The sequence below is a fragment of the Aminobacter sp. MSH1 genome (assembly GCF_003071665.1).
Taxonomy (GTDB): Bacteria; Pseudomonadota; Alphaproteobacteria; order Rhizobiales; family Rhizobiaceae; genus Aminobacter; species Aminobacter niigataensis.
On record NZ_CP026265.1, the window covers coordinates 4,723,785 to 4,744,475 of the forward strand.

At 58.4% G+C, this 20,691-nt stretch carries 13 protein-coding genes; 7 read left to right on the plus strand and 6 right to left on the minus strand.

The window, feature by feature from the left end; all coding sequences use genetic code 11:
- Positions 1 to 81: 81 nt before the first annotated feature.
- A complete protein-coding gene (locus tag CO731_RS23325) occupies positions 82 to 2,250 on the minus strand; it encodes an amylo-alpha-1,6-glucosidase (RefSeq protein ID WP_108609031.1) in 2,169 nt (722 codons plus the stop codon).
- A 47-nt stretch (positions 2,251 to 2,297) separates the two neighbouring features.
- Positions 2,298 to 3,341: a glycosyltransferase family 4 protein gene (locus CO731_RS23330; protein WP_108609032.1), complete on the minus strand. Its 1,044-nt coding sequence runs from the start codon at positions 3,339 to 3,341 to the stop codon at positions 2,298 to 2,300.
- A 48-nt stretch (positions 3,342 to 3,389) separates the two neighbouring features.
- Here CO731_RS23330 and CO731_RS23335 point away from each other — a divergent pair, with 48 nt between their 5' ends.
- From CO731_RS23335 to CO731_RS23365, 7 genes are all read left to right on the plus strand, one after another.
- A complete protein-coding gene (locus CO731_RS23335; RefSeq protein WP_245439496.1) occupies positions 3,390 to 4,190 on the plus strand; it encodes an HAD-IIB family hydrolase in 801 nt (266 codons plus the stop codon).
- Positions 4,191 to 4,842: 652 nt separating this feature from the next.
- Positions 4,843 to 5,142 carry a hypothetical protein gene (locus CO731_RS23340; protein WP_108609033.1) on the plus strand — a complete coding sequence of 100 codons (300 nt, stop codon included), beginning with the start codon at positions 4,843 to 4,845 and terminating at the stop codon, positions 5,140 to 5,142.
- On the plus strand, positions 5,142 to 5,576 hold the full coding sequence (locus tag CO731_RS23345; RefSeq protein ID WP_108609034.1) for a PIN domain-containing protein: 435 nt from the start codon (positions 5,142 to 5,144) through the stop codon (positions 5,574 to 5,576). The genes CO731_RS23340 and CO731_RS23345 overlap by 1 nt, the downstream gene beginning before the upstream one ends.
- Positions 5,573 to 6,496 carry a 3'-5' exonuclease gene (locus tag CO731_RS23350; RefSeq protein ID WP_199914509.1) on the plus strand — a complete coding sequence of 308 codons (924 nt, stop codon included), beginning with the start codon at positions 5,573 to 5,575 and terminating at the stop codon, positions 6,494 to 6,496. Before CO731_RS23345 ends, CO731_RS23350 begins: the two co-directional genes overlap by 4 nt.
- Before the next feature lie 33 nt (positions 6,497 to 6,529).
- Positions 6,530 to 8,665, plus strand: coding sequence for an AAA family ATPase (locus CO731_RS23355; RefSeq protein ID WP_108609035.1), 2,136 nt, complete (start codon positions 6,530 to 6,532; stop codon positions 8,663 to 8,665).
- A gap of 2 nt (positions 8,666 to 8,667) precedes the next feature.
- Complete coding sequence (locus CO731_RS23360; protein ID WP_108609036.1) at positions 8,668 to 10,476, plus strand: ATP-dependent helicase; 1,809 nt, start codon at positions 8,668 to 8,670, stop codon at positions 10,474 to 10,476.
- A 2-nt stretch (positions 10,477 to 10,478) separates the two neighbouring features.
- Entirely contained in the window at positions 10,479 to 11,831 is a 1,353-nt protein-coding gene (locus tag CO731_RS23365; RefSeq protein ID WP_108609037.1) for a hypothetical protein, read from the plus strand.
- A gap of 122 nt (positions 11,832 to 11,953) precedes the next feature.
- On the opposite strand, the gene CO731_RS23370 is transcribed toward CO731_RS23365, so the two are convergent.
- The 4 genes from CO731_RS23370 to CO731_RS23385 all read right to left on the minus strand — a co-directional run bounded on the left by CO731_RS23370 (position 11,954) and on the right by CO731_RS23385 (position 20,683).
- Positions 11,954 to 12,970 (minus strand): HEPN/Toprim-associated domain-containing protein, encoded by a 1,017-nt coding sequence (locus tag CO731_RS23370; protein WP_108609038.1) that lies wholly within the window; start codon positions 12,968 to 12,970, stop codon positions 11,954 to 11,956.
- 135 nt (positions 12,971 to 13,105) lie between these two features.
- Positions 13,106 to 13,876 carry an HNH endonuclease gene (locus CO731_RS23375; RefSeq protein ID WP_159091690.1) on the minus strand — a complete coding sequence of 257 codons (771 nt, stop codon included), beginning with the start codon at positions 13,874 to 13,876 and terminating at the stop codon, positions 13,106 to 13,108.
- A gap of 11 nt (positions 13,877 to 13,887) precedes the next feature.
- Positions 13,888 to 15,870, minus strand: a complete 1,983-nt coding sequence (locus CO731_RS23380) for a chromosome segregation protein SMC (RefSeq protein WP_199914510.1) — start codon at positions 15,868 to 15,870, stop codon at positions 13,888 to 13,890.
- Positions 15,854 to 20,683, minus strand: coding sequence for an N-6 DNA methylase (locus CO731_RS23385; protein ID WP_108610014.1), 4,830 nt, complete (start codon positions 20,681 to 20,683; stop codon positions 15,854 to 15,856). Before CO731_RS23385 ends, CO731_RS23380 begins: the two co-directional genes overlap by 17 nt.
- Positions 20,684 to 20,691: the final 8 nt, after the last annotated feature.

Consider the following 20,691-nt stretch of genomic DNA (forward strand, 5'->3'; position numbering starts at 1 on the left):
CTGCTTTCACGGGTCGCGAGTTATTGCGGCCCTGATTGTTCGAACTCCCTCGCGGTGAATGGGTTCCGAAAATCGACGCGATCAGGAACGCACGATCAGCGGCGCCAGTCCCTCATGGCGCGGGTCGAGATAGGCCACGACCCGATCTCCGACCCTCTGGAAATGGAGATCCACCGCCACGTTGCCCACGCTCAGGCGGCGGATCGAGACCTGGTCGATGCCGATGGGCAGGCGCGGACGCGTTACGTGAATCTCGGCAGCGAACCCGTCGATCTCGAGGCCCAGGCTGGCTTGCATCAGCATAAACACCGATCCGGATGACCACGCCTGCGGCAGACAGGCGACGGGATATGCCACCGGAGCCTCGCTGGGCGACCGGGTAAAGCCGCAGAACAATTCCGGCAGGCGCATGTTGAAGTGAACGGCGGCCTCGAACGTACCGCTCATCAGACGAACGACGCTGTCTCGGGCGCCGTAGCGTGCCAGGCCTGCCGCGCAGATGGCGGTGTCGTGCGGCCAGATCGAGCCGTTGTGATAGGACATCGGATTGAACGGCAACTCATCATCCGGCAGCGTCCTGACCCCCCAGCCCGTATGAAAGGCAGCACTCAGCAACTGGTCGGTCATCAATTGCGCCCGCTCGGGCGACGGCAGGCCGACATAGAGGAGATGACCGGCGTTCGATGCCCGCACCTGGCAGGGCTTTCCCTCACCGTCGATGGCGAGGGCGTAGAAATTTCGATCTTCCATCCAGAAATGGCGTTCGACGGAGATGCGCATGGCTTCGGCACAGGCTTGCCAGTGTGCAGCTTTCGCGTCTTCACCCTTCAAGGCAGCAAGCTCGGCCAATCCCCCATACGCCGCATATGCATAGCCCTGGACTTCCACCAGCGCGATTGGTCCCTTCGGAATACGGCCATCGGCGTGAAAGACGGCATCGAAGCTGTCTTTCCAGCCCTGATTGGCGAGGCCGGTCTCGGCCGCGCGCGCATAACTCACGAACCCGTACGGGTCTTGCTGGCTTGCGTTTTCCATCCAGGCCGCGGCGGCGTTCAGCGAAGGCCATAGCAGGTCGATGAAGGAGAGATCGCCCGTGCGCTTCGCATATGCGGTCGCAAGATAGATGTAGAGCGGCGTGGTATCGACCCCACCGTAATACCTGCCGAAAGGCAGCTCGCGCAGCACAGCCATTTCGCCCTTGCGGGTCTCATGCATGATCTTGCCGGGCTGTGAGTCGCTGAACATCGACGTCTCGGTCGCCTGATGCTGTGCGAGAAACGAAAGGACGCCGCGGGCAAGCCCAGGATTTAACCACAGCATTTGCAAAGCCGAGATCACCCCGTCACGCCCGAACGCGGTAGAGAACCAGGGAATGCCGGCATAGGGATAAGGCCCCGTCGGAAGATCGGTGGTCAGCAGCGCGATATCCGCACGGGCGCGCGACAGCCAATCATTGAATACACGGCCGGAACTGTGAACGTTGGCACCATGACGCCGCTTGCCCCGCATTCGCCAGCGCGCCTTGGCGGCAGCTGCCCGATGGCGCTCGCGGCTCGGAGTCCCCAGGTGATCGACCCCGACCTCAATGAACAGGGACAGGCTGTCACGGCGCAGCAGATTCAACCGGAAATCGGCGCGATCGGGGGTCAGGGCAAATGGCCGATCGGAGAACGAAATCGTTGATTGCCGTACGACCTCGTCCAACCCCTCATAGCGCATTTGGACATGGTCGGTCCCGAGTTCGATGTCGAAGGCCTTGCCCCGTTTGGTGCGGGTCGAACCTCGGACCTCGAACATATCGCGAAAATCCGCTTCGAAGCGTACTGAAAGGGGAAGCTCGACATCGTGGGCGCTATAGTTGGACAGGCGGATGCGCTCATACATCCGGTCGTCCCACAGCAGTCGCGACCTCTCGATATGGATGACCCCCTGTGGCGTTGGTGCGCCCTTGTCAGGCGTCAGCGGCAAGTTGGTCAGGTTTGCGGTGAAAACGATGTTGTCCTGGCTGAGGGAGGCGCCGAGCAGCGATGGCTCCGTGTCGCCGATCAATAGCCGGAACAGCGAAAGCACGCGGGTATCGTCCCGGAAAAGCCCATCCGCCCGTCCCCGTATGTCGCCGTAGTCATCGGTAACGATGAAGCAATCGCTGTGTTTCAACGCAAACTGGCGATGAGGATTGCGTGGTGCCGCGTCGCCGAGCATTGCCAGGGCAACAGCTGGATCGAGATGACGTTCGTCGAGCTTGGCCAAATGCCTGCTCCCTCCTTGTCTTGGACCGGTTCGAGACGCCCCGGGCTTCAGCGCGGCAACGCCTCCATGAGTTGGACATAGGCCGCCTCGTACTCACGAACCATGCGATCGGCCGAGAACCTGGCTTCGAAGGTCTGGCGAACGGTTCTTCGATCGAGTTCGGGCAAGCGCCCAACGGCCGCGACGGCCTCTTCGATCGACCGCACGATGTGGCCTGTCACGCCTTCGTCGACGATTTCGGACATCGCGCCATTGTCCCAGGCGATCACCGGTGTGCCGAAGGCCATGGCTTCGATGACGACCAGGCCGAATGGCTCCGGCCAATCGATTGGAAACAGCAGTGCCGCGGCATTGCCGAGAAACTCGGCCTTGCCGTCCTCTCCAATCTCTCCAATGTACTCGACCTGCTCGCCATCGATCATCGGCTCGATCGTTTCATGGAAATAGGGGCGATCGTCGTCCCCGATCTTTGCCGCGATCTTCAGCTTCAAACCGCTGCGGCGGGCAATTTCAATGGCCCGGTCCGGCCTTTTGTCGCGCGACAACCGCCCGAGAAAGGCAAGATAGCCCATCGGCTCGCCAGCGACCGGACGATAGAGGTCGAGCGGAAGGCCATGCTGGACCGTGGCGATCCAGTTTGCTTCTTTCAGGGGCTGCCGCTGCCGGTCGGAAATGGAGATCATCGGGAATTGCGGCCATCTGCCGTACGCAGCCGGAAGGTCCGCGTAATCGAGACGGCCATGTGGCGTCGTCACCGTTCGCTCGGGAAAATCCTCGAAAAACGGGAAGTGGACAAAATGGCTGAGATGGAAATGAAGCAGGTCGAATTCGTCGGCATGCTGTTTCACCTGGTGCAGCATCGACAAATGGGCGGCTGTCGGTGAAGTCAGCGGATTGGCGTCGAGCCTGAGCGCCTGATGGCGAACCGGAAAGAGCTCGGCCCGGGTCTCAGCATCGGCGCTGGCAAACAGCGTCACCTGATGCCCCCGCTCGACCAGGCCGTCGACCAGATACGCGATGATCCTCTCAGTCCCGCCGTAGAGCCGTGGGGGCACGCTTTCGTAGAGCGGCGCGATGTGCGCGATCTTCATTCCGTCATTCCTGATAGTCGTCCCAAGGGTGAACCGCGCAAGCCCCCAATGGTTCCCGTCCGCCATGCCAAAGCATGTCTGCGTACGCGTCGTTCCCACTCAATGGTGGAACGATCGTCCGCCAAGCAGATTGAAGTCTGGAGCGGAGAACCGATGATGTATGTGCTTGCCCTCGCAACCGACTATGACGAGACCCTTGCCGAGCATGGGCTGGTCTCTGATGCTACCTTCAAGGCATTGGAGGATTTCAAGAAAACCGGCCGAAAGCTGATCCTCGTAACCGGGCGCGAACTGCCTGACCTGGCAAGGGTATTCCCCGGGCACGACATATTCGACAAGATCGTCGCCGAGAACGGAGGGCTGCTCTACACGCCGGGGACGAAGGTAAAGCGGCTGTTGGCCCCCGCCCCGCCTCAAGAATTTGTCGATCGCTTGAAGTCGCGTGGCGTGGCTCCGCTCTATGTCGGCGATTCCATCGTCGCCACACTGGTTCCCAACGAGACAATCGTCCTGGATGAAATCCGCAGGCTGGGTCTCGAACTGGAGATCATCTTCAACAAGGGCGCTGTCATGGTGTTGCCAAGCGGTGTCAACAAGGCAACCGGGCTTGCGGCCGCGCTGGAGGAACTTGAGCTTTCGCCGCACAACGTCGTGGCCATCGGCGATGCTGAGAACGACGATGCGTTCCTGCGAGCCGCGGGTTACGGCGTCGCGGTGGCGAATGCACTGCCATCCCTCAAAGAAACAGCCGACCGGGTAACTTCCGGCCAGCGCGGCGAAGGGGTTGCCGAACTGGTGGGCCAGATCACGGCCAACGACGCCGACCTCACGCAAAGCCGTCGCCAATAAGTCAAAGCGGCGTCGCCGGTCCTGGGCCAGTTGCGGGCAATTCGGGATCTTGCGACCATCCTCAACGAGCAGTCCGCCGAAAAGGGTCTTCAGTCCTGCATCCTCGACCCGGACGGAGACTATGATCAACCGACGTTCTTGAAGCCCTCGAGACGCACATTTGCGCTCGGCCGTGACGCTACGTCCGTCAGCCGGGCCGCCAAACCCAAACCCTCCGATAGCTGCCGATTGTCGGCGTTTTCATTGGGTTGCGTCGTACACGGCGTAAATGCGGCGCCCGGATGGGCCTAAATCATTCCCACTCGATTGTTTAAACGGAATATAACCCATTGAAAACACTGGCAAATATTTTCTCGTGAAGAGAAAACGCCGACCCTGAGGCCGTCAAAAAGTTACGCTTTTGATTTTAAAGGGAAAATTGCTGAAAAAATATTTTTGAGGTTTCGCCAACTATCGGGATCAGTCGGACGATTTTTGCGCCTCGCGGGCCCCGGTGGTCTACTCGACGCGCGTCAAAAAGTACCGTCATGACTACGATAACACGCATAAACAGTCGATGCCATCGGGTAGCAGTCCAGCCTCGCACCGCTTATCGCGCCTTGCCGAAACTCTATTTTCCGGATATATTACTGGAAATACACCGGAGTATATCGTGGGCAGCTCGCAAAAGCGCGCAATCCAGAACTATCGATCTCGCCTTAGCGAGCGCGGCCTGGCGCGTTTCGAGGTGCTCGGTCGCGAGGCGGACCGCGATCTCATCCGATCTTTGGCGCGGCGCCTGGCAGAAGACGGCCCAGATGCCTCGCGCCTCCGCGCAGTGGTCAGTCAAACCATTGCCGGTGAGCCCCCCAAGAAGGGTGGTATCCTCGCTGCGCTCCGACGCTCCCCTCTGGTGGGCGCGGATCTCGATCTGACCCGCCCCCGCGAGGAAGGACGTGACGTTCAGATTTGATGCGCTACCTGCTCGATACCAACATCATCAGCAACATCGCAAAACGGGTCCCCTCGCAGCCCCTGCTCGCCTGGATGAGCGAACAGGAGGACGAGAACCTTTTCATTGCCGCACTGACGGTGGCGGAAATCCGCAGAGGGGTTTTGGAGACCTCGGCCGGCAGTTCGCACAATCATCTTGACGCATGGTTCAGCGGGCCGGAGGGACCGGAGGCGTTGTTCGCGGGCCGTATCTTGCCGTTCGACGAAAAGGCCGGACTCGTCTGGGCGCGGCTGATGGCGGACGGGAAGACAAGGGGCCGAACCAGAAGCGCGCTCGACACCATCATCGCTGCGGTTGCGGAAGCGAACGACTGCGTAGTCGTTACCGGCGACGACACGGATCTCGGAGGCATCAAAACCATCAACCCCTTGCGAATATCTAGTGCGTCATGACCTCGATAGACGCCTTGCAGCCCAACCGAACACCGGCCGAACTCCACGCCATGGCGGTCACCCTTGAGGCGAGTGGGGAATACAAGGTTCTGCGAAAGCTAAGACCACGAGAAGCGATCCAGCCGCCTGATGGGGCGCCGACCCGAAGAGGCTTATTTGTCGATGTCGAGACCACCGGCCTTGATGCCGCGCGCGACGAGATCATCGAACTTGCTATGGTGCCGTTCACTTATGGGCTCGATGGACTAATCTTCGAGGTCCAACCGCCCTTTCACGGATTTCGAGAACCGGCCATCCCCGTCCCAGCGGAGATCACGGCCCTCACCGGGATCACCAATGAAATGCTGGCGGGTAAGTCGATCGACCCCGCCGAGGTCGCTGCATTCGCAAAAGACTCCGCCCTGGTCGTTGCGCACAATGCAGGGTTTGATCGCCGCTTTCTGGAAAAATTTAGCGACACTTTCTTGGCGTTGCCCTGGGCCTGCTCGATGACCCAGATTGATTGGGCCGCTGAGGGCTATGAAGGAACAAAGCTAGCCTACCTCGCGGGAGCGTCAGGTTTCTTTTACGACCGTCATCGCGCCACGAACGATTGCATGGCGGCGATCGAACTCCTCGCTGCCCCACTACCCATTTCCGGTGCCCTTGCTCTGGCCCAACTGCTCGAACACGCTCGGCGTCCAAGTTGGCGAGTATGGGCCGAGAACTCACCGTTCAATATGAAGGAAGTGCTGAAGGCGCGCGGCTATCGCTGGAATGCCGATGGGAATTCTAGCCCGCGAGCTTGGTACATCGAGCTTGAAGACAACAAGTTCGAACCCGAACTGACCTTCCTGAAGGCGGAAATTTATCAGCGAGAGGTTGATCTCCGCGTCCACCGGCTAACAGCCTACAACCGATTTACTGACAGGCGCGACTAGACGCCGTAGGCGACTGCGGGGGGCGGGACAACAATGCACATTTCCAAGGTCCAGATAGTCAACTACCGCAACTTTTCGCGGGCCGACATCCGATTCAACCGCGGTATCAACACGATTATCGGGGAGAACGGATCCGGGAAGACCAACCTTTTCCGCGCGATGCGTTTGCTGCTCGACGATAATCTTCTGCGGATGGCATACCGGCTGGACGAAACCGATTTTCACCGTGCGCTCGGCTCATGGCGTGGCCACTGGATCATCATCAGTCTGGAGTTCCAGAACGTCTCGCAGGACGAGGCGATCCAGTCGCTTTTCCTTCACGGCGTTGGCAACATTGAGGGGGGTGCCATTGGCACTGCTACCTATAACCTGATCTTCCGGCCCAAGGCCTCGGTCCGCGCCAAGCTCGGCGAACTCCAGGAAGGTGACCAGAACGGTCTAGCTGAAATCCTCCATGCAATCACGCTCGACGACTACGAGACCGTGTTCACAGGCAAGAGCACAGCGGACTTCACTAACCCGGCAGTATATGAAACCTTGGTCGGCAACTTTGCAGAGGTGCGGTTTCCCGACGAGCTTGAACCTCCGGAAATCGGAGGCCGCATCCCCGGGATCATGTCGATCACCAAGGAGGTTTCTTTCACCTTTGTCCAGGCGCTGCGGGACGTCGTCTCAGACTTCCAGAACAACAGGACCAATCCCCTCCTGACGCTGCTGCGTGGTAAAAGTGGGGAGATCTCGGCAGAGGCGATGGCGCCGATCACCGCGCTTGTTCAGAACCTCAACACCGCGATCATCGACCTTCCTGAGGTCGAGAGCATTCGCAGCGACATCCGCGAGACAATCACCGATGCCGCAGGAGAAACCTACTCGCCATCGACGCTCTCGATCCGCTCAGCGCTGCCCGAGGACGCCGATCGGCTCTTTCAGTCCCTGCGACTGTTCGTTGGTGAATCTGACGACGGCTACGAAGGCGCCATCCACGAACTCAGCCTGGGCGGCGCAAATCTGATCTACCTGACGCTGAAACTGCTGGAGTTCAAATATCAGACTGCCAAGCACGCCTTCGCAAACTTTCTGCTGATCGAGGAGCCCGAGGCTCACATCCACACCCATATCCAGAAGACGCTCTTCGACCGGCTGAATTTTCCGGAAACACAGGTAATCTACTCGACGCATTCCACCCACATCTCCGAGGTCAGCAACGTCGAGAACGTCAACATTCTAGGTCGCGTGGGAGGAGCTTGCGAGGTCTTCCAACCCGCGACGGGACTGCAAGCAGGGCAAGTGCGCTCGATCCAGCGTTATCTGGACGCCGTTCGAAGCAATCTCCTCTTCGCCAAAAGCGTCGTGCTTGTCGAGGGTGACGCCGAGGAAATTCTGGTCCCCGTTTTGGTCAAGCAGGTCTTAGGTGTCAGTCTCGATGAGCTTGGCATCAGCTTGATCAATATTCGAAGCACCGGCTTTAAGAATGTCGCCGTGCTATTCCACGATTCCCGTATCCGCAAGCGGTGCGCAATCGTCACTGACTTGGACGCAACGTTTTTTGATGCCGCGCCTGATCCGCTCGACGCGCCGGCTATCTCCAAGGCGAAGGAGAAGGCACGTGGCGCGCGCGCTGCCGGTCTTCGCCGGCAAGCCGATCTGCAGGAATTCGCAAACGACAATCCCTGGATGTCGGTCCACTTCGCCCCGCATACGTTCGAGGTCGACTTCGTCGCGGCCGGCAACGCTTCCAAGGTCGTCGGCGTGTTGGGCGAGATCTATACCGACGTCGCGACGATCGCGCTGGCGAAAGAGGAGCTGGAATCCAACGATGTTGAGCGGTTCGGGACACGCGCTTTGACCATGGCGTCCAGCGCTGGCAAGGGGTGGTTCGCTATCCAGGTCGCCAAGCTAGTCGACCCCGACACCCATATCCCTGACTACCTCGCCGGAGCGATATTCACGGCGCACCGGCCAGTGAGCACCGCCATCCTCGCTAACATGCTGGATTATCGCCTGGGCCACATCCGCAAAACCGAACTTTACGACGCAGATGACATCGCGGAGTTGCAAGGCCAGATTCAGGCGTTCCGCGCCGGTCAAGTCGATCGCGCGGGAATCAGGGACGCAATGCTTACCTCCTTTCCGGCCGACCAGATCAATGCAATTCTGGCGCATGTATAGCCATGTTCGTTTGGCCGAAGGACGATTTGAACCCCGAGCAGGTCGCCGCGATCACGGAACCCGGCAGCGTGTTCCTGGTCGCCTGTCCAGGGAGCGGTAAGACCCGCGCGCTGACCTATAAAATCGCGTTGGAATTGTCGAGACTGACCACTGACAAGGCTTGGGTGGTCGCCATCACCTATACCAATCGCGCCGCCGACGAGATTCATGAGCGCATAGAGCGACTGGGCGTTGACACTTCCCAGCTTTGGATTGGGACCATCCACGCCTTTTGCCTGGAATGGATTCTTCGACCTTACGCGCTTTATCACCCAGACCTAGAGCGTGGTTTTCGAGTGATCGACAGTCACGACACCGAGCAGATGTTCACGGAGCTCTGCAAGGGAACACCGGAGAGGCTACGGCCCTTCGAATGCAACTATTATTTCACTTCCGAGGGCCTGCGGCTTGAAGCGACCGATCGTCGGCGCCATGCGGCGATCAGCGGACTCCTGGAGAAATACTGGGCGCATTTGCGAGCAAACCGCCAGGTCGATTTCGAGCTTATCCTCTACTACGCTTACGAACTCATCTCGACCGTTCCGTCGATCAAGACGCTCCTCGGATCGCTCTTCGCCTTTGTGCTGGTCGACGAGTTTCAGGACACCAAGGAAATCCAGTACGCTATCTTGGGCGCGATCCTGAAGAGCGCCGAGGGCCGCGCCAAGACTTTCCTCGTCGGCGACCCCAACCAGGCCATCTATGGGTCGCTCGGCGGCTACGCCATTTCGCGCGCGGATTTCGCCGCCCTTTGCGGCTTGGAGCTGACCGAAAAGGGGTTGGTGATGAACTACCGATCCTCGCAGCGGATCGTGGATTACTTCGTCAACTACCACGTTCACCCCGCCCCGATTATCGCGGAAGGCCGCGATAAGGACTACATCAGCCTTGTTTCCTTCGACCGCCTCACGTCGAACGCGCAGCTTGAGGCGGAACTGGTCCGACTGATCCGGTTCAACATTGAAACCGTCGGGATCAGGCCCCACGAGGTGTGTGTCGTTGCCCCCTGGTGGATTCATCTTGCCAGCATGACGCGGCGGCTAGTCGCCGCTCTTCCTGAGTACAGCTTTGACGGCCCAGGGATCGCGCCGTTCGCGCGGGACATCGAAAATTTTTGGTACAAGCTCGCTCGGATCGTGCTGACGGAACCGAGCCCTCAGCTTTATGTTCGGCGGCTACGTTGGGCTAACGAGGTACTCGCCGCTCTTGATCATGCGGGCGTCGCTACCGCCCAACTTTCCCGAAAATCGCTCCTTCGAGAATGCAACTCGATCCACAGCGAGCAAAATGACGGGCTCCCCTATTTGCGGGAGATCTTCGATCTCCTGTTCGCACAACTCAAGATCGACTTCCGCGCCGTGCCGACGCTGGTCGAACACCACGTCGCCTTCTTCGAAAGCTCGGCGACAAGGATCGATCGGCTGGTCCGGGAGGGCGGCGTCGCGTTCGCCGAAATCACAACCTTCCGGAAGGTCTTCGCAACGCGCAGCGGTATTACGGTCTCGACCATTCACGGCGTGAAGGGCGCCGAATACGACTCCGTAATCGCATACGCTCTTCTTGAAGGCATGGTGCCGCATTTTGCCGATGACAACCAACTGGAAGCCGCCAAGCGCCTGCTTTACGTCGTCTGCTCGCGCGCGCGAAAAAACCTCCACCTAGTCTCGGAGAGCGGCCGTGTGGATGGGCGGGGTCAGCTCTACGAGGCGACGCGGATTCTTGCGGCATGCCCATTCGGCTATGATGACATCCCGCCCAGGCCGGGCGGCTGATCATGCTCAACATAGACTCCCTAAAGCAGCGCGGCCTCTCCATTCTTCGACTTAGCGTCGGAGACTGGCTTGAGCTTCAGGAGACACGAGCGCTAGGGCATCGTTTCACCTCAGTATTTCCTCATCGCGTCGCGCGCGCTGGGAAGACGCGAGCGCCGGTGCTGATGGTCATCAGCGGTGGGCCTATCCCGGATGACGATATCTTTGGCGATGCTCCGGAGGCACATGCCGCGCCGCATATGAAGCTTGGTTGGGTCCGGTCGATCCAAGCCGTTGCCACGAGGGACTCGCGGGTCGCGTTCGACCACGTTCAATCGGTCGTGCCGCAGGATCTCAGCCACCTCATTGGGGACGCGATCCCTACACGGCTCCGGAGCAGTGCCGACCGTCTGCTTGCCTCAGGCCTGGAGTTTGAGGAAGTGTCGCCGAAACTCGCCGAGTGGCTCTTGGAGCGATTGGCAGCCGAGCCAGACAACCTCACCGCTTTCCGTCGTGTGCTCGGCCTCGTCCGTCGGCCGACGCGCTATCGCAACGCGATTGCCTTGCAGGAGGATGCATTCTTCCTCGCCCTGAAAGCGTTTGGAGCTCCAAACGCCGCAGCTAGCTCACTCGCGATCGGCGAGCGGGTGACCGCGCTGGCTGGGGCGCGGCTGCAGGAAGATGTGGTGATCGAGCACGACGCTCGTTGGATCCCCGATTGGACATTGGATTCGAGCGATGTGACCGGCCGCGCTGTCTTCACTCAAGGTCGCGAGGAGCTCCAGGTCTTTACCGCCAACAAGCAACCGCTCGAACAGCTATTCGGCGTGGACCTAATTTACCTCAACGAGACACGTCGCTCGATCGTCATGGTACAGTACAAGATGATGGAGCCACTGGAACGCTCGGTTCGAGACGTGGAGACCGGCCTGGGAATATTCAGGGAGAAAGACGAGCAAGAATGGGCTGTTCCTATAGACAAACAATTCCGAGATGAAATGGCGCGCATGGCGCGATTTGATCAGACCCTCGGCGAACCAGATTCGTATCGAATGACCCCGAGCCCCTTTTTCTTCAAGCTTGTGCGACGGTACGGGGAGACGGGCGGCGCGGGCATTCTCCTGAGTCTTGGACACCTCAAGCAAATGCTAGCAGAAGGTCGGCTCGACGGCCCGCGCGGCGGCTTGCGCATAGCCTACAGCGAGTTGAAGGGTCACTACCTGCGAGGGGAAACGTTCGTGGATCTTGTGCGGTCCGGGTACGTCGGATCCCACAGCGCCACGACTGATCATCTACAGGCACTAATCGACGTCACTCTGTCGGAAGGTCGCGCGGCAGTCGCTGCGATCCAACGCGCTTTACCAGATCCACGGTAGGAAGTCAGCGGCATCACGGTGTTGCTCATGGGCTACGGCTGAACCGACTCCCCGCGGCTTCAAATGCCACCCACCAGAAAAACAATCAGACGGCAGCAGTTGTGGAAAATGGGGTCACTGAGCTAGCCATCCGGCCGTTCGGCTTCGAGAGCGGCCTTGGCTGCCGCCTCGGTTATCGAAACGCACTCGCTGATCAGCATGGTCAGGATGGATTCAAGGCCGGAGTAGTCGTATCCTGGCTCCAGCTTCTTCTGACGGAGAAACTGACTCGCGATCGCTTCCTTGCTTTCGACGAGTCCTTGATAACAATCCCGCTTTGGGTCGTAGCTCGTCCAGCGCACGACGGGCTCCGAGCCAGCGTCGAGGTAGCACTCAATCGCCGCGGCTTTGCCATTAATGTCGGCGAGATGCTCGCCCGTCGGACCAAGGGTGCGAAATTGCTTGAAAGCTGAGCGATCGGGCAGCTTGACGATCCGCATGTTCTCAAGGCGGTTCAATCGCGTCGATCGTTCCCAATTGTACACACCCTCCGCGTCATTATCGAAGATGATGACGACATTGTTCTGAATGCGAATGCTAATAAGGCCTCGCACGAAGTTGTAGAGGTTACCCGTACCGGAGAACGGATAGTTCTCGCGCATGTCGACGAAATCGAAGAAGTCAGCGAGATCAGGCGCCAGTAGCGCGAGGGCATGCTTGATTATCTGAACATCGGAAGTGCCCTCGGTGACAATGAGAAAGCGGCTCCCCTGGCGAACGGGCGCATTGAAGCTCTCTCTTGGCGCCCAGCCGCCATCTGCAACGTCAGCGAATTGCCAGGTGACCGGCAGGTCCTGGGCGCATGGATTGTCGGCAAGGAGTCGGATGATGGTATAGGCGCTGAGCCCGCTGACGTCGTCGTCGTCAACCGTTCGCAAGGGCGCGGAGTAGCCCTCCTTCATCTCCGTGATGAGCCGGTAGCTGAAGGTATCTGAGCGCCGAATGAGCGGAAGCGCTGCGCTTTCGGCATCATTCTCGTCCGCAGCGTAGAAATATGGGATTTCAATGAGGTCGCTCGGTCGGAACAGGGCGCTGTGGTTCTGAAAGCCGCCGTTCTTGCCCCAATCGAGCTCAATGCGACCAAGTGTCAGATGAATCATTGATCCCAAGCGGAGGTACTCCAGATTTGAGGGCGTGAAGCCCGACTTGTTCGGTTTCCCCCTATGTCGCCCCAAATCCGATCGCGACAATAGTTTTTCAAACAAGACGAATGAGTACAAACATCCGCCGCTAGTTTACATCGTTGAAGCAAATAGATTTCGACGATGCCAACCGAGATTTTCGTAATGGCTAATTGCCACCTGACGAAGGACCAGATGGCTGTTGATATTCATGGCTCGTCGATCGTTTTCAGTTAATTTATCTGAGATCAGTATCTCTCCGCTGTCTTTGAACGCTATCAACCCTGCGTCAAAGGCAGCATCCAAGTGAGCGGCGAGCAACAGGCCATTGTAGACGTCCAAGCGCTCCCCGTCCGTCTCGCATTGCGCCCATGGCTTTATGTGACTGGCACGAAGGAGGCGTGGCTCGGATATGCCCGTCACAGCGCAGACACTGCCCCAGTATGCAAACAACGCGTCGCGAAAGATATTCTGGCCGACACGTTGAATCACAAGGCGCTCAATCTCGGTAGTCCGAGGAAGATTGCGAGTCGCTGCCTCAAACACGCGTAACGGCTCAATGGGCAGTGCGCGTGCCAATTGCCATATCTCACGTACCAAGCGATGCAGTGGCGCCGTGTCCGAGACACAGAACGCCGCGAAACCTAGTGGTTGAGAACCATCGTGTCCTTGCCACCTGGCCCATCGCGCATCTAAATCAATGGCAACACCGGCGTGGTTTACCGCAACCACGTACTCTCCGTCCGACCAGGTCAAGCGTAGTGAGGCTGGCGCGCCAAGGCTGTCATAGCAGAGCCAATCGCCTTCATCTGACCGTCGGAGGCCGAAGCCTTCATCCACAGCGGCCTTGTCAAGGCGAATCCGTTCGATTTGAGATAGCGACACGAACTCACCCCTCACAAATCACGTCGCAGGAGTCGCTCGGTCCCTGGTGATCCTCGCAGCGTCATGCGCAGCCAAGGCTCAACAGCCAAATCCTCGGGTGGGCGCGTCGTCGTCGTTATAATGTACTGAAACTGCGGTGCCTCGCCGAATGCTTCGATCTCCGTCACCAGCCGAAACAGCCGATGGTAGATGCTTAGCCCCAAGTCGGCTTCGCGCGGGCTGTCATGAACGAGAAACGCGGGAACACGCGTTGCACCCTCAATGCTCAGGCACAAGATGGCTAGATCGAAGGCCAACACCTTTAGTGAATCGATTGCCGCGGTCGTTCGATCTCCACCCATATTCACATTGGGCTCAAGCCCATTGCCACTCAGCGTAATGTGTCCCTTTGCGTCGGCCCCTACCAAGTGCCGGACAATAGGATCAAATTTCTCGCTTATCCGACCGAAAACGCGAGCCTGCTTGTCGCGGAATACGCCAAGCAGACTTCTTTCTGTCTCAAGCTTCGAAACGACCTCTCGAACCGCCGTCGTCGCGTTTTCTTGTGCGCCAAACAACTCCGCAAAGCGCTCGATATCATCGGCAAGCCGCTGCGCAGCGTACCAAGCTCCTTCCCGGGCGTCTCGCGCCTGCTCAAGAGCCGTTACGCGATCGCTCAATTGATCCGCGTGCTGTTTGGCAAGAGCAAGCTTCTGTAGTGTTTGCGTTTGCTCAGATCGCAACCCGACAAGTTTCGCGGCCTCTTCATCAAAACTCTTCTTGCGCTGCTCCCAGCGCTGCACACATGCCTCTAAGTCAGGGAGTTTATGGGAAAGTCCGCAGCCTTCTGCCAACGTGCGGTCGATGGGCACCTCGCAAATCGGACAAATTGGACTCTCCGCCTCGCTCCTAGAGAACGAAATTCCGGGCAGCTCGCCTTGAAGCTGACTCTGCATCTTCTCTACCAGCGGTATTGTCGCCTGGATACGAATGCGCTCCCCATCCAGGCGCGTCCATTCTGCCTGAGCTTGTTCATGTTCCTGTCGAGCGATTTCGACGCCGGCTCCGGACTGACCCAAGGGTAGTTTTGCCGCCGCCGCGAGAAGACCTTGAGCTCTCTTTCGCATTTGCTCGATGGCAAAAGGGCCTGCGGTCACTTCCTCAGCGGTTAAGCCGAGAGCGACAGTTAACCGATTTTGGCTTTTCTCAATTTCCCAGCGCCGGTGGCCGATCTCCTGTTCAATTGTTCGACGTCGATCGTCGAGGCTGGCCACTTCAGACCGTTTGGCGTGTTCTTCCGGCGTAATCGCGACAACAAAGGCGCGGAGCGCATCAAGTTTCTCCGTTTGTGTCATTCCTCGCACCGGAGAATCGGAGTCCGACACTGTGGAGCGCCAATCCAGCACATCGTCAAATCGGCACTCCTGATCTCGCGTGAGCCAGGCTAATGCAATCGGCCAGCTTCGACGATCAGAATGCTGCCCCGAGATAAGTGCCGCCAACCCCATGGTCAGGACGCCCCGCTCGACCGCGTCTAGAAAAGGTTCAAGACCGGTCGACGTCCCTTCGCCTGCAGCGATTTCGTCGAGGTTGCCGCCAGCCACTGCCATGTGGCGGCGTCGGATTCCCAGCGGTCGGACAACGGCCCAGCATACCCCGTCCAGCATGATTTCTGCGCCCACGATTCCGTTGAGGAATGCGACGCCAACGCGTTCACGCTGGTTTTCGGATGCATACCGATCCTCACCGAGACAATACCGTAGGAGGCGGCAGAACAGTGTCTTCCCACTGCCATGTCCAATCACGCCGGCAGGCGACTCCGAAGAGAGCGCATCGCCGCTATCGGGTGACCAGATGATGTTGAGCCCTGGACGAAACACGATATCCCGAATCTTTTCTCCACCGGGCTCATCCCATATCGCCAGACGTTTGACCCAGAGGCGAGGACCGCTCTGCCCTTGCGAGGGCTGCACTGAAAGTGACGGAGGTCCGAGAAGATCAGGCTGCTGCGGCATCAACCCACCCCCTGATTTCCTCTGGCATGGCCGAGACTACGGTGTCGGTGGACATCTGTGCCAGCACGCCCATCACCAATCCAGCGCGTCCATCCGGCCAACCCGCAGTATCGACTAAGCCGAGGCCTGGGCCCGGTGCCCATGTGCCGATCGTCAGGTTTTCGACCAACCGTCCGTTGCCACGATGAGCTATTACGGCCGCACCCCAATTCCGATCGACCCGCGGGGCAAATGACGTAGCATTGCCCGTGAGTGGAGCCGCTTCTGCGCCGATGAGCCGCTGCCATTCAACTGTCTGGCTAGCATCCAGGTGGGGCAGCAGCAGCCGTGGTTCGAGTCCCAATATAGCCCCAAGGCGCACCTGACGTGCTGGCAGTGGCCCATTCATCGCTTTAAGGATCGCAGCGAGCATGGCGCCAGCGTCGCCAGGTCCAGCAGGCAGCGGACGTGCCCACGCGCCGTCCCGGAGCATCGAGGGCGAGACAACCCGCACTTCGATAGCCTTTGTGCCAATGTTGGTCGCTGCGAGCCGATCCCAAGCGTCGAGGACTAGTCGCCCCGTGCGATATTCGTTGTAGCGAGCTTCCTCTTTGTTCTTCAGCACACGGAACGTCTCCGACGGATAGTCAGCACCCTTTGCGTCGGCTGGATCGAGGATGTAGCGCAACTCGTCGCGAGTCAGGCCGTATTTTCGGGCGAAGAACCCGTCTAGTTCCGCACGGAGGACCGCCCGACGATCCTCGTTCCACGCAAACGACGCGCCAGAGTATCCCAGATCTTCAGCCCACGCGCGCATTCCATGACTCGTATATGTCAGTTCCAGAACCCGCGGCGTTATGTAGGCAAGCTCTGAAGAACTAAATGCATCCGGAGGAATAATAGGTAGCTGCTTCAATGACTCGACCGTCAAATGCGTGCCGCCGATCACTTGACGACCCAGATAGTCAAGTGCGAGAGACGACAAACAGGCGATGAACGCCGCAGCGTGAGAAGTCGAGACATCCAGATGCAAAACTCTGAGTGTGTGACCGACCCCAACCTTCGGGAATACGCCAGCGATTACAGTCCGCTCAACACTTCTCAAGGCGATGTCACGCCACCCCATCAACCATCGAGGCTGCTTGTGCTCGATGATAGCCTTTGCGAGGTCCATTGGATCGCTGGGCCCTTGGCGAAAGAAAGTCACGTCATCAGCGGTGAGCGGAGTCTCGCGCTGCATAGCCACGCCGCTGGCACATGTCTTGGGGTCCAGTAAAAATCGATCGATGGAGGTCTTCAGCGCAGATCGCCAAGTGTGATGGCGACCAATCACACGGGTGAGGTCGTCTTCTCGCATTGTCTGATGCTCGGCGGCGAAATAGCCTACAAGCCACTCGGCGAGGCATTTCAGAATCCGTTCTGCATTCTCCTCGCGAACAGCCCGTTTCAGGCCCGCCGGCACGCGCGCAGCACGCATCGCCACTTCTGCCTCGGACACCCAGTAGCGCGGTGCCACCTCAAATGAATGATCCTGCTTTTCAATAAGGCTGCAGTCGCGCGCGCCGTCTTCATCCAGAGAGTCTGATGTAAATGTTGCCCATCGATGATCAAAATGATGAATCATCTTTGCTTCGTACAACGGAACGTAGCGCTCCAGACTGTTGTCAGACTGCCTTTCCCAATTACCGATTCTCTCTGACCAGCCGCCCGCCTCTGCTTGCTTTCGATTCAGAAACAAATGGCTTGCATCGGCCATATCGAACATCTTTGTCTGATATGTGAAGTGCCATAGGTTTCTGCCTTCAGAACCAGTTTCTGAATCGTTTTCAATCAATATTGGCACATTGCTATAGAGCTTTGCGGTTAGCTTTGCGTCAGCCCGGGAACGAAATACGGGCGCCGTTTTAGTATTTTGATTTATTCGAGCTATCTCTGCTGCCGTAAGATTGAAACGGCGTTCCGGATTTTGCAGCTCTTCTACCGCCTTAATATCGAAACAAAATTCCGCCGCGGCATCGGTTGGACCCATGCATAAAATGCAGAACGACTTGCGGTCATCTGTACCTTTGAACCATCCGCGGATCTCATAAAAGCTATACAGAGAACGAATAAACTGCCTGTCGATTAAATCGCCAAAAAAGAGTGACGTTGAGCTGTCGGTTGCAATTCCAGTCGGAACGATAGCTCCAGCACGACCTTGTGGTCGCACCAGCCGACTGAAGTGTTCAGCGAACAACGCGTAAGTGTTGACGTCTCCTCTTCCCGTCAGCGGAAAGCGACCCGAGCTGCGAACAAATTCGCTCGCCGCCTCCGTGGTGCGCTTAGCGAACTGAAACTCGACCCAGAGCCGACCGTCGGAGCTGGCCGGCTCTGATTTCTCCAAAACCTTGATCAGTTTTTCACGCTCCGCCTTATTGGAAGCCTGAGCGATAACTGGTGAGCGCGCCGCGAAAAACTCCTGCTCCTGAAACTTGATTCTGTCCCAGGGTGGGTTGCCAATCACAACATCGAAGCCACCCGCTTCGAAGATGCGCGGAAACTCTATGTGCCAGTGGAAGGCTCGTACCGCATCCGACGTTTTCTTGGCTCCGTCGATCAGATGTTGCGGGACTGTATTGCCGTCTGCCGCCAGCCAAATATGCTCTGTCAGCGGCATATCGTCGAAGTTTGAAGTCGTGATGCGCTTCGGCGAAAAGTAGGCAGCAGTGTAAAGATAGGCCGAAATGTAAAGATCACTCGCTGCCTTCAGGCGTACCCACTCGTCGTGCCTGCGAATGTCTTCAAAACTCCGACTTTTGGCGGCCACCTGCTCAAGAGTGTCTTGCGGCATTCCGATGAGCAAACGATCTGCGTGCGTGAGGGCAACAGGCGGCCGCAGTTCTGCAAGAAAACCAGTAGCGCCTTTCCCATCGCGCTGCTGCTTATTGTAGCGGCCATACGTCTTTGCCATCTCCTTGTCGTCGCCGGTTAGCGGCCTATATGCCTCATCTGGGATACCGTGCTTCAGCATGGAGCGGTCGAATACTCCGATTAGGCTATCGCCGCAGCGGATCTGCGCATCAAGGAAGGTCAGCGGTTTCCCTGGGTCGAGCGCTTCGATCCATAGTGCGACCTTGCATAGTTCAACCGCCATGGGATTGCGATCGACGCCGTAGATGCAATGCGCAACAACTTCGCGCAGAGCATGCTGGAACTCGGTTTGGCTCGGTGCGCCAGGGCTTCGCAGCTTGGCGATCCGTGCAGCAGCTCGACGTGCGGCGCCGAGCAAAAAATGGCCAGAGCCGCATGCAGGGTCAATGATCGATAGCTTCAGAATTTCGCCCACAGGATCACTGGCGCCGCGCGCTTCCGCGGCGTCCAGAATCGGATCGAGTGTCGAATCCAAAAGCAGTTTCACCAATGCATCTGGCGTGTAGTAGCTGCCTGTAGTTTTGCGAGCGTTGCCTTTCGTCTCATCACCTTCAGCAAATTCAAAGGTTCGCGTATCCGCGCTGGCGAGAGGCGTTAGCTCCAAAAGACTCTCGTAGACCGAGCCAAGTTCCTCGGTCTCCATATCGCGCCAATTGACCCGGGTTAAAGGTTGCCCATCCGGACGTAGCCAAGCCAGTCGCCAGATGGCCGCTAGGAAACGGCGGTTCTCGATCTGAGCGCCATCGAGATTTGCAAGAACGCCGCGCGCGAACAATCCACCGAGCGCAGGTAAGCCAAGCCGCACCTCGCCACGGGAAAGCGCGACAAATGTCACCTTTAGACCTTCCCAGGAATCGCCGTGGCGATCCCAGGCAACCCGCCGCATGGAGCGTTCACGGAGCCGACCGAGTGAGTAACCTTCAAGATAGGCCCGCTTTGCTTCAGAAGTGGCGTCTGGCGCATGCAGCAGTTCCCGATCTTCAGCCGCGAAGAGAAAGATCAGACGATAGACAAGGCGCAGCAGCTCCTCAAAGAAGCTCTGCCGTGTGAGCGATCCATCCCGCAGCGCCTGCCTAAGCAAGTCATTCGTTGGATGCTCGATGAAGCCTTGGCCAAGCTCGCGCAGAGCCGCCTCGACGCCCTGGCGAAGTTTCTCTCGGGCGGCGACACCCTCGGTACGACCCCGATCGCGCCAGCGCTCCAAGGAACAATCCGCAACCGCCGCTTGGTCGCTTCCAAACCGGCTCTGATGGATCAACATCCAAAGAGCTGAAAAATCTGGGAACAGTCCCTCTGAGAAAATCTTTGCGAGGTTCGCTTCGATCCAGGCAGGACGCGTGAGGCTGATATTATCGCGTAGAAGGCGGAGGCTGACCCCATCGCTCGTCAGACCCCAGCAGGCCCCCTCCATGGAGTTGAGATATTCTTGAAGCAGCAGCGTACCGGATCGCCGCCGCGATCCGTCACCGAGCTGGACAAGACTTTCCTCCAACCCGGAACGCCGAGCCCCATCGACGGGAGCCGGCACTATCACGATCGGCACACGGCCATTCAGCGCGCTATGCCGAACCGGAAACTCACGTTCACCGATCCAAGTCGTCGCTTGCGGCTTGATCGTATCGAATCCGAAGCACTGGCGAAGCAATTCCAGGACAAACCGCTCCGACGCCCCAACGCTGTGAATTCGGGCTGCGGCAAAGCGAGACCAAAGCGCCTCGCCAATCCGATAATAACGAGCAATCTCATCGCGAAGCTTGAGTCCGGCCGGAATTCCGTAGCCATCCTCGGACTGATCGTTCGCATCGAAAGCAGCAATGCGACCCAACATGTCAGGCGTCAGCAATGCACCTACGATTTCTATTCCGGCGAACTCATGCCGTGCGGCACGACGGGACTGGTGAGTGCGGGTGATTTTGCGAGCCATCATCCGTC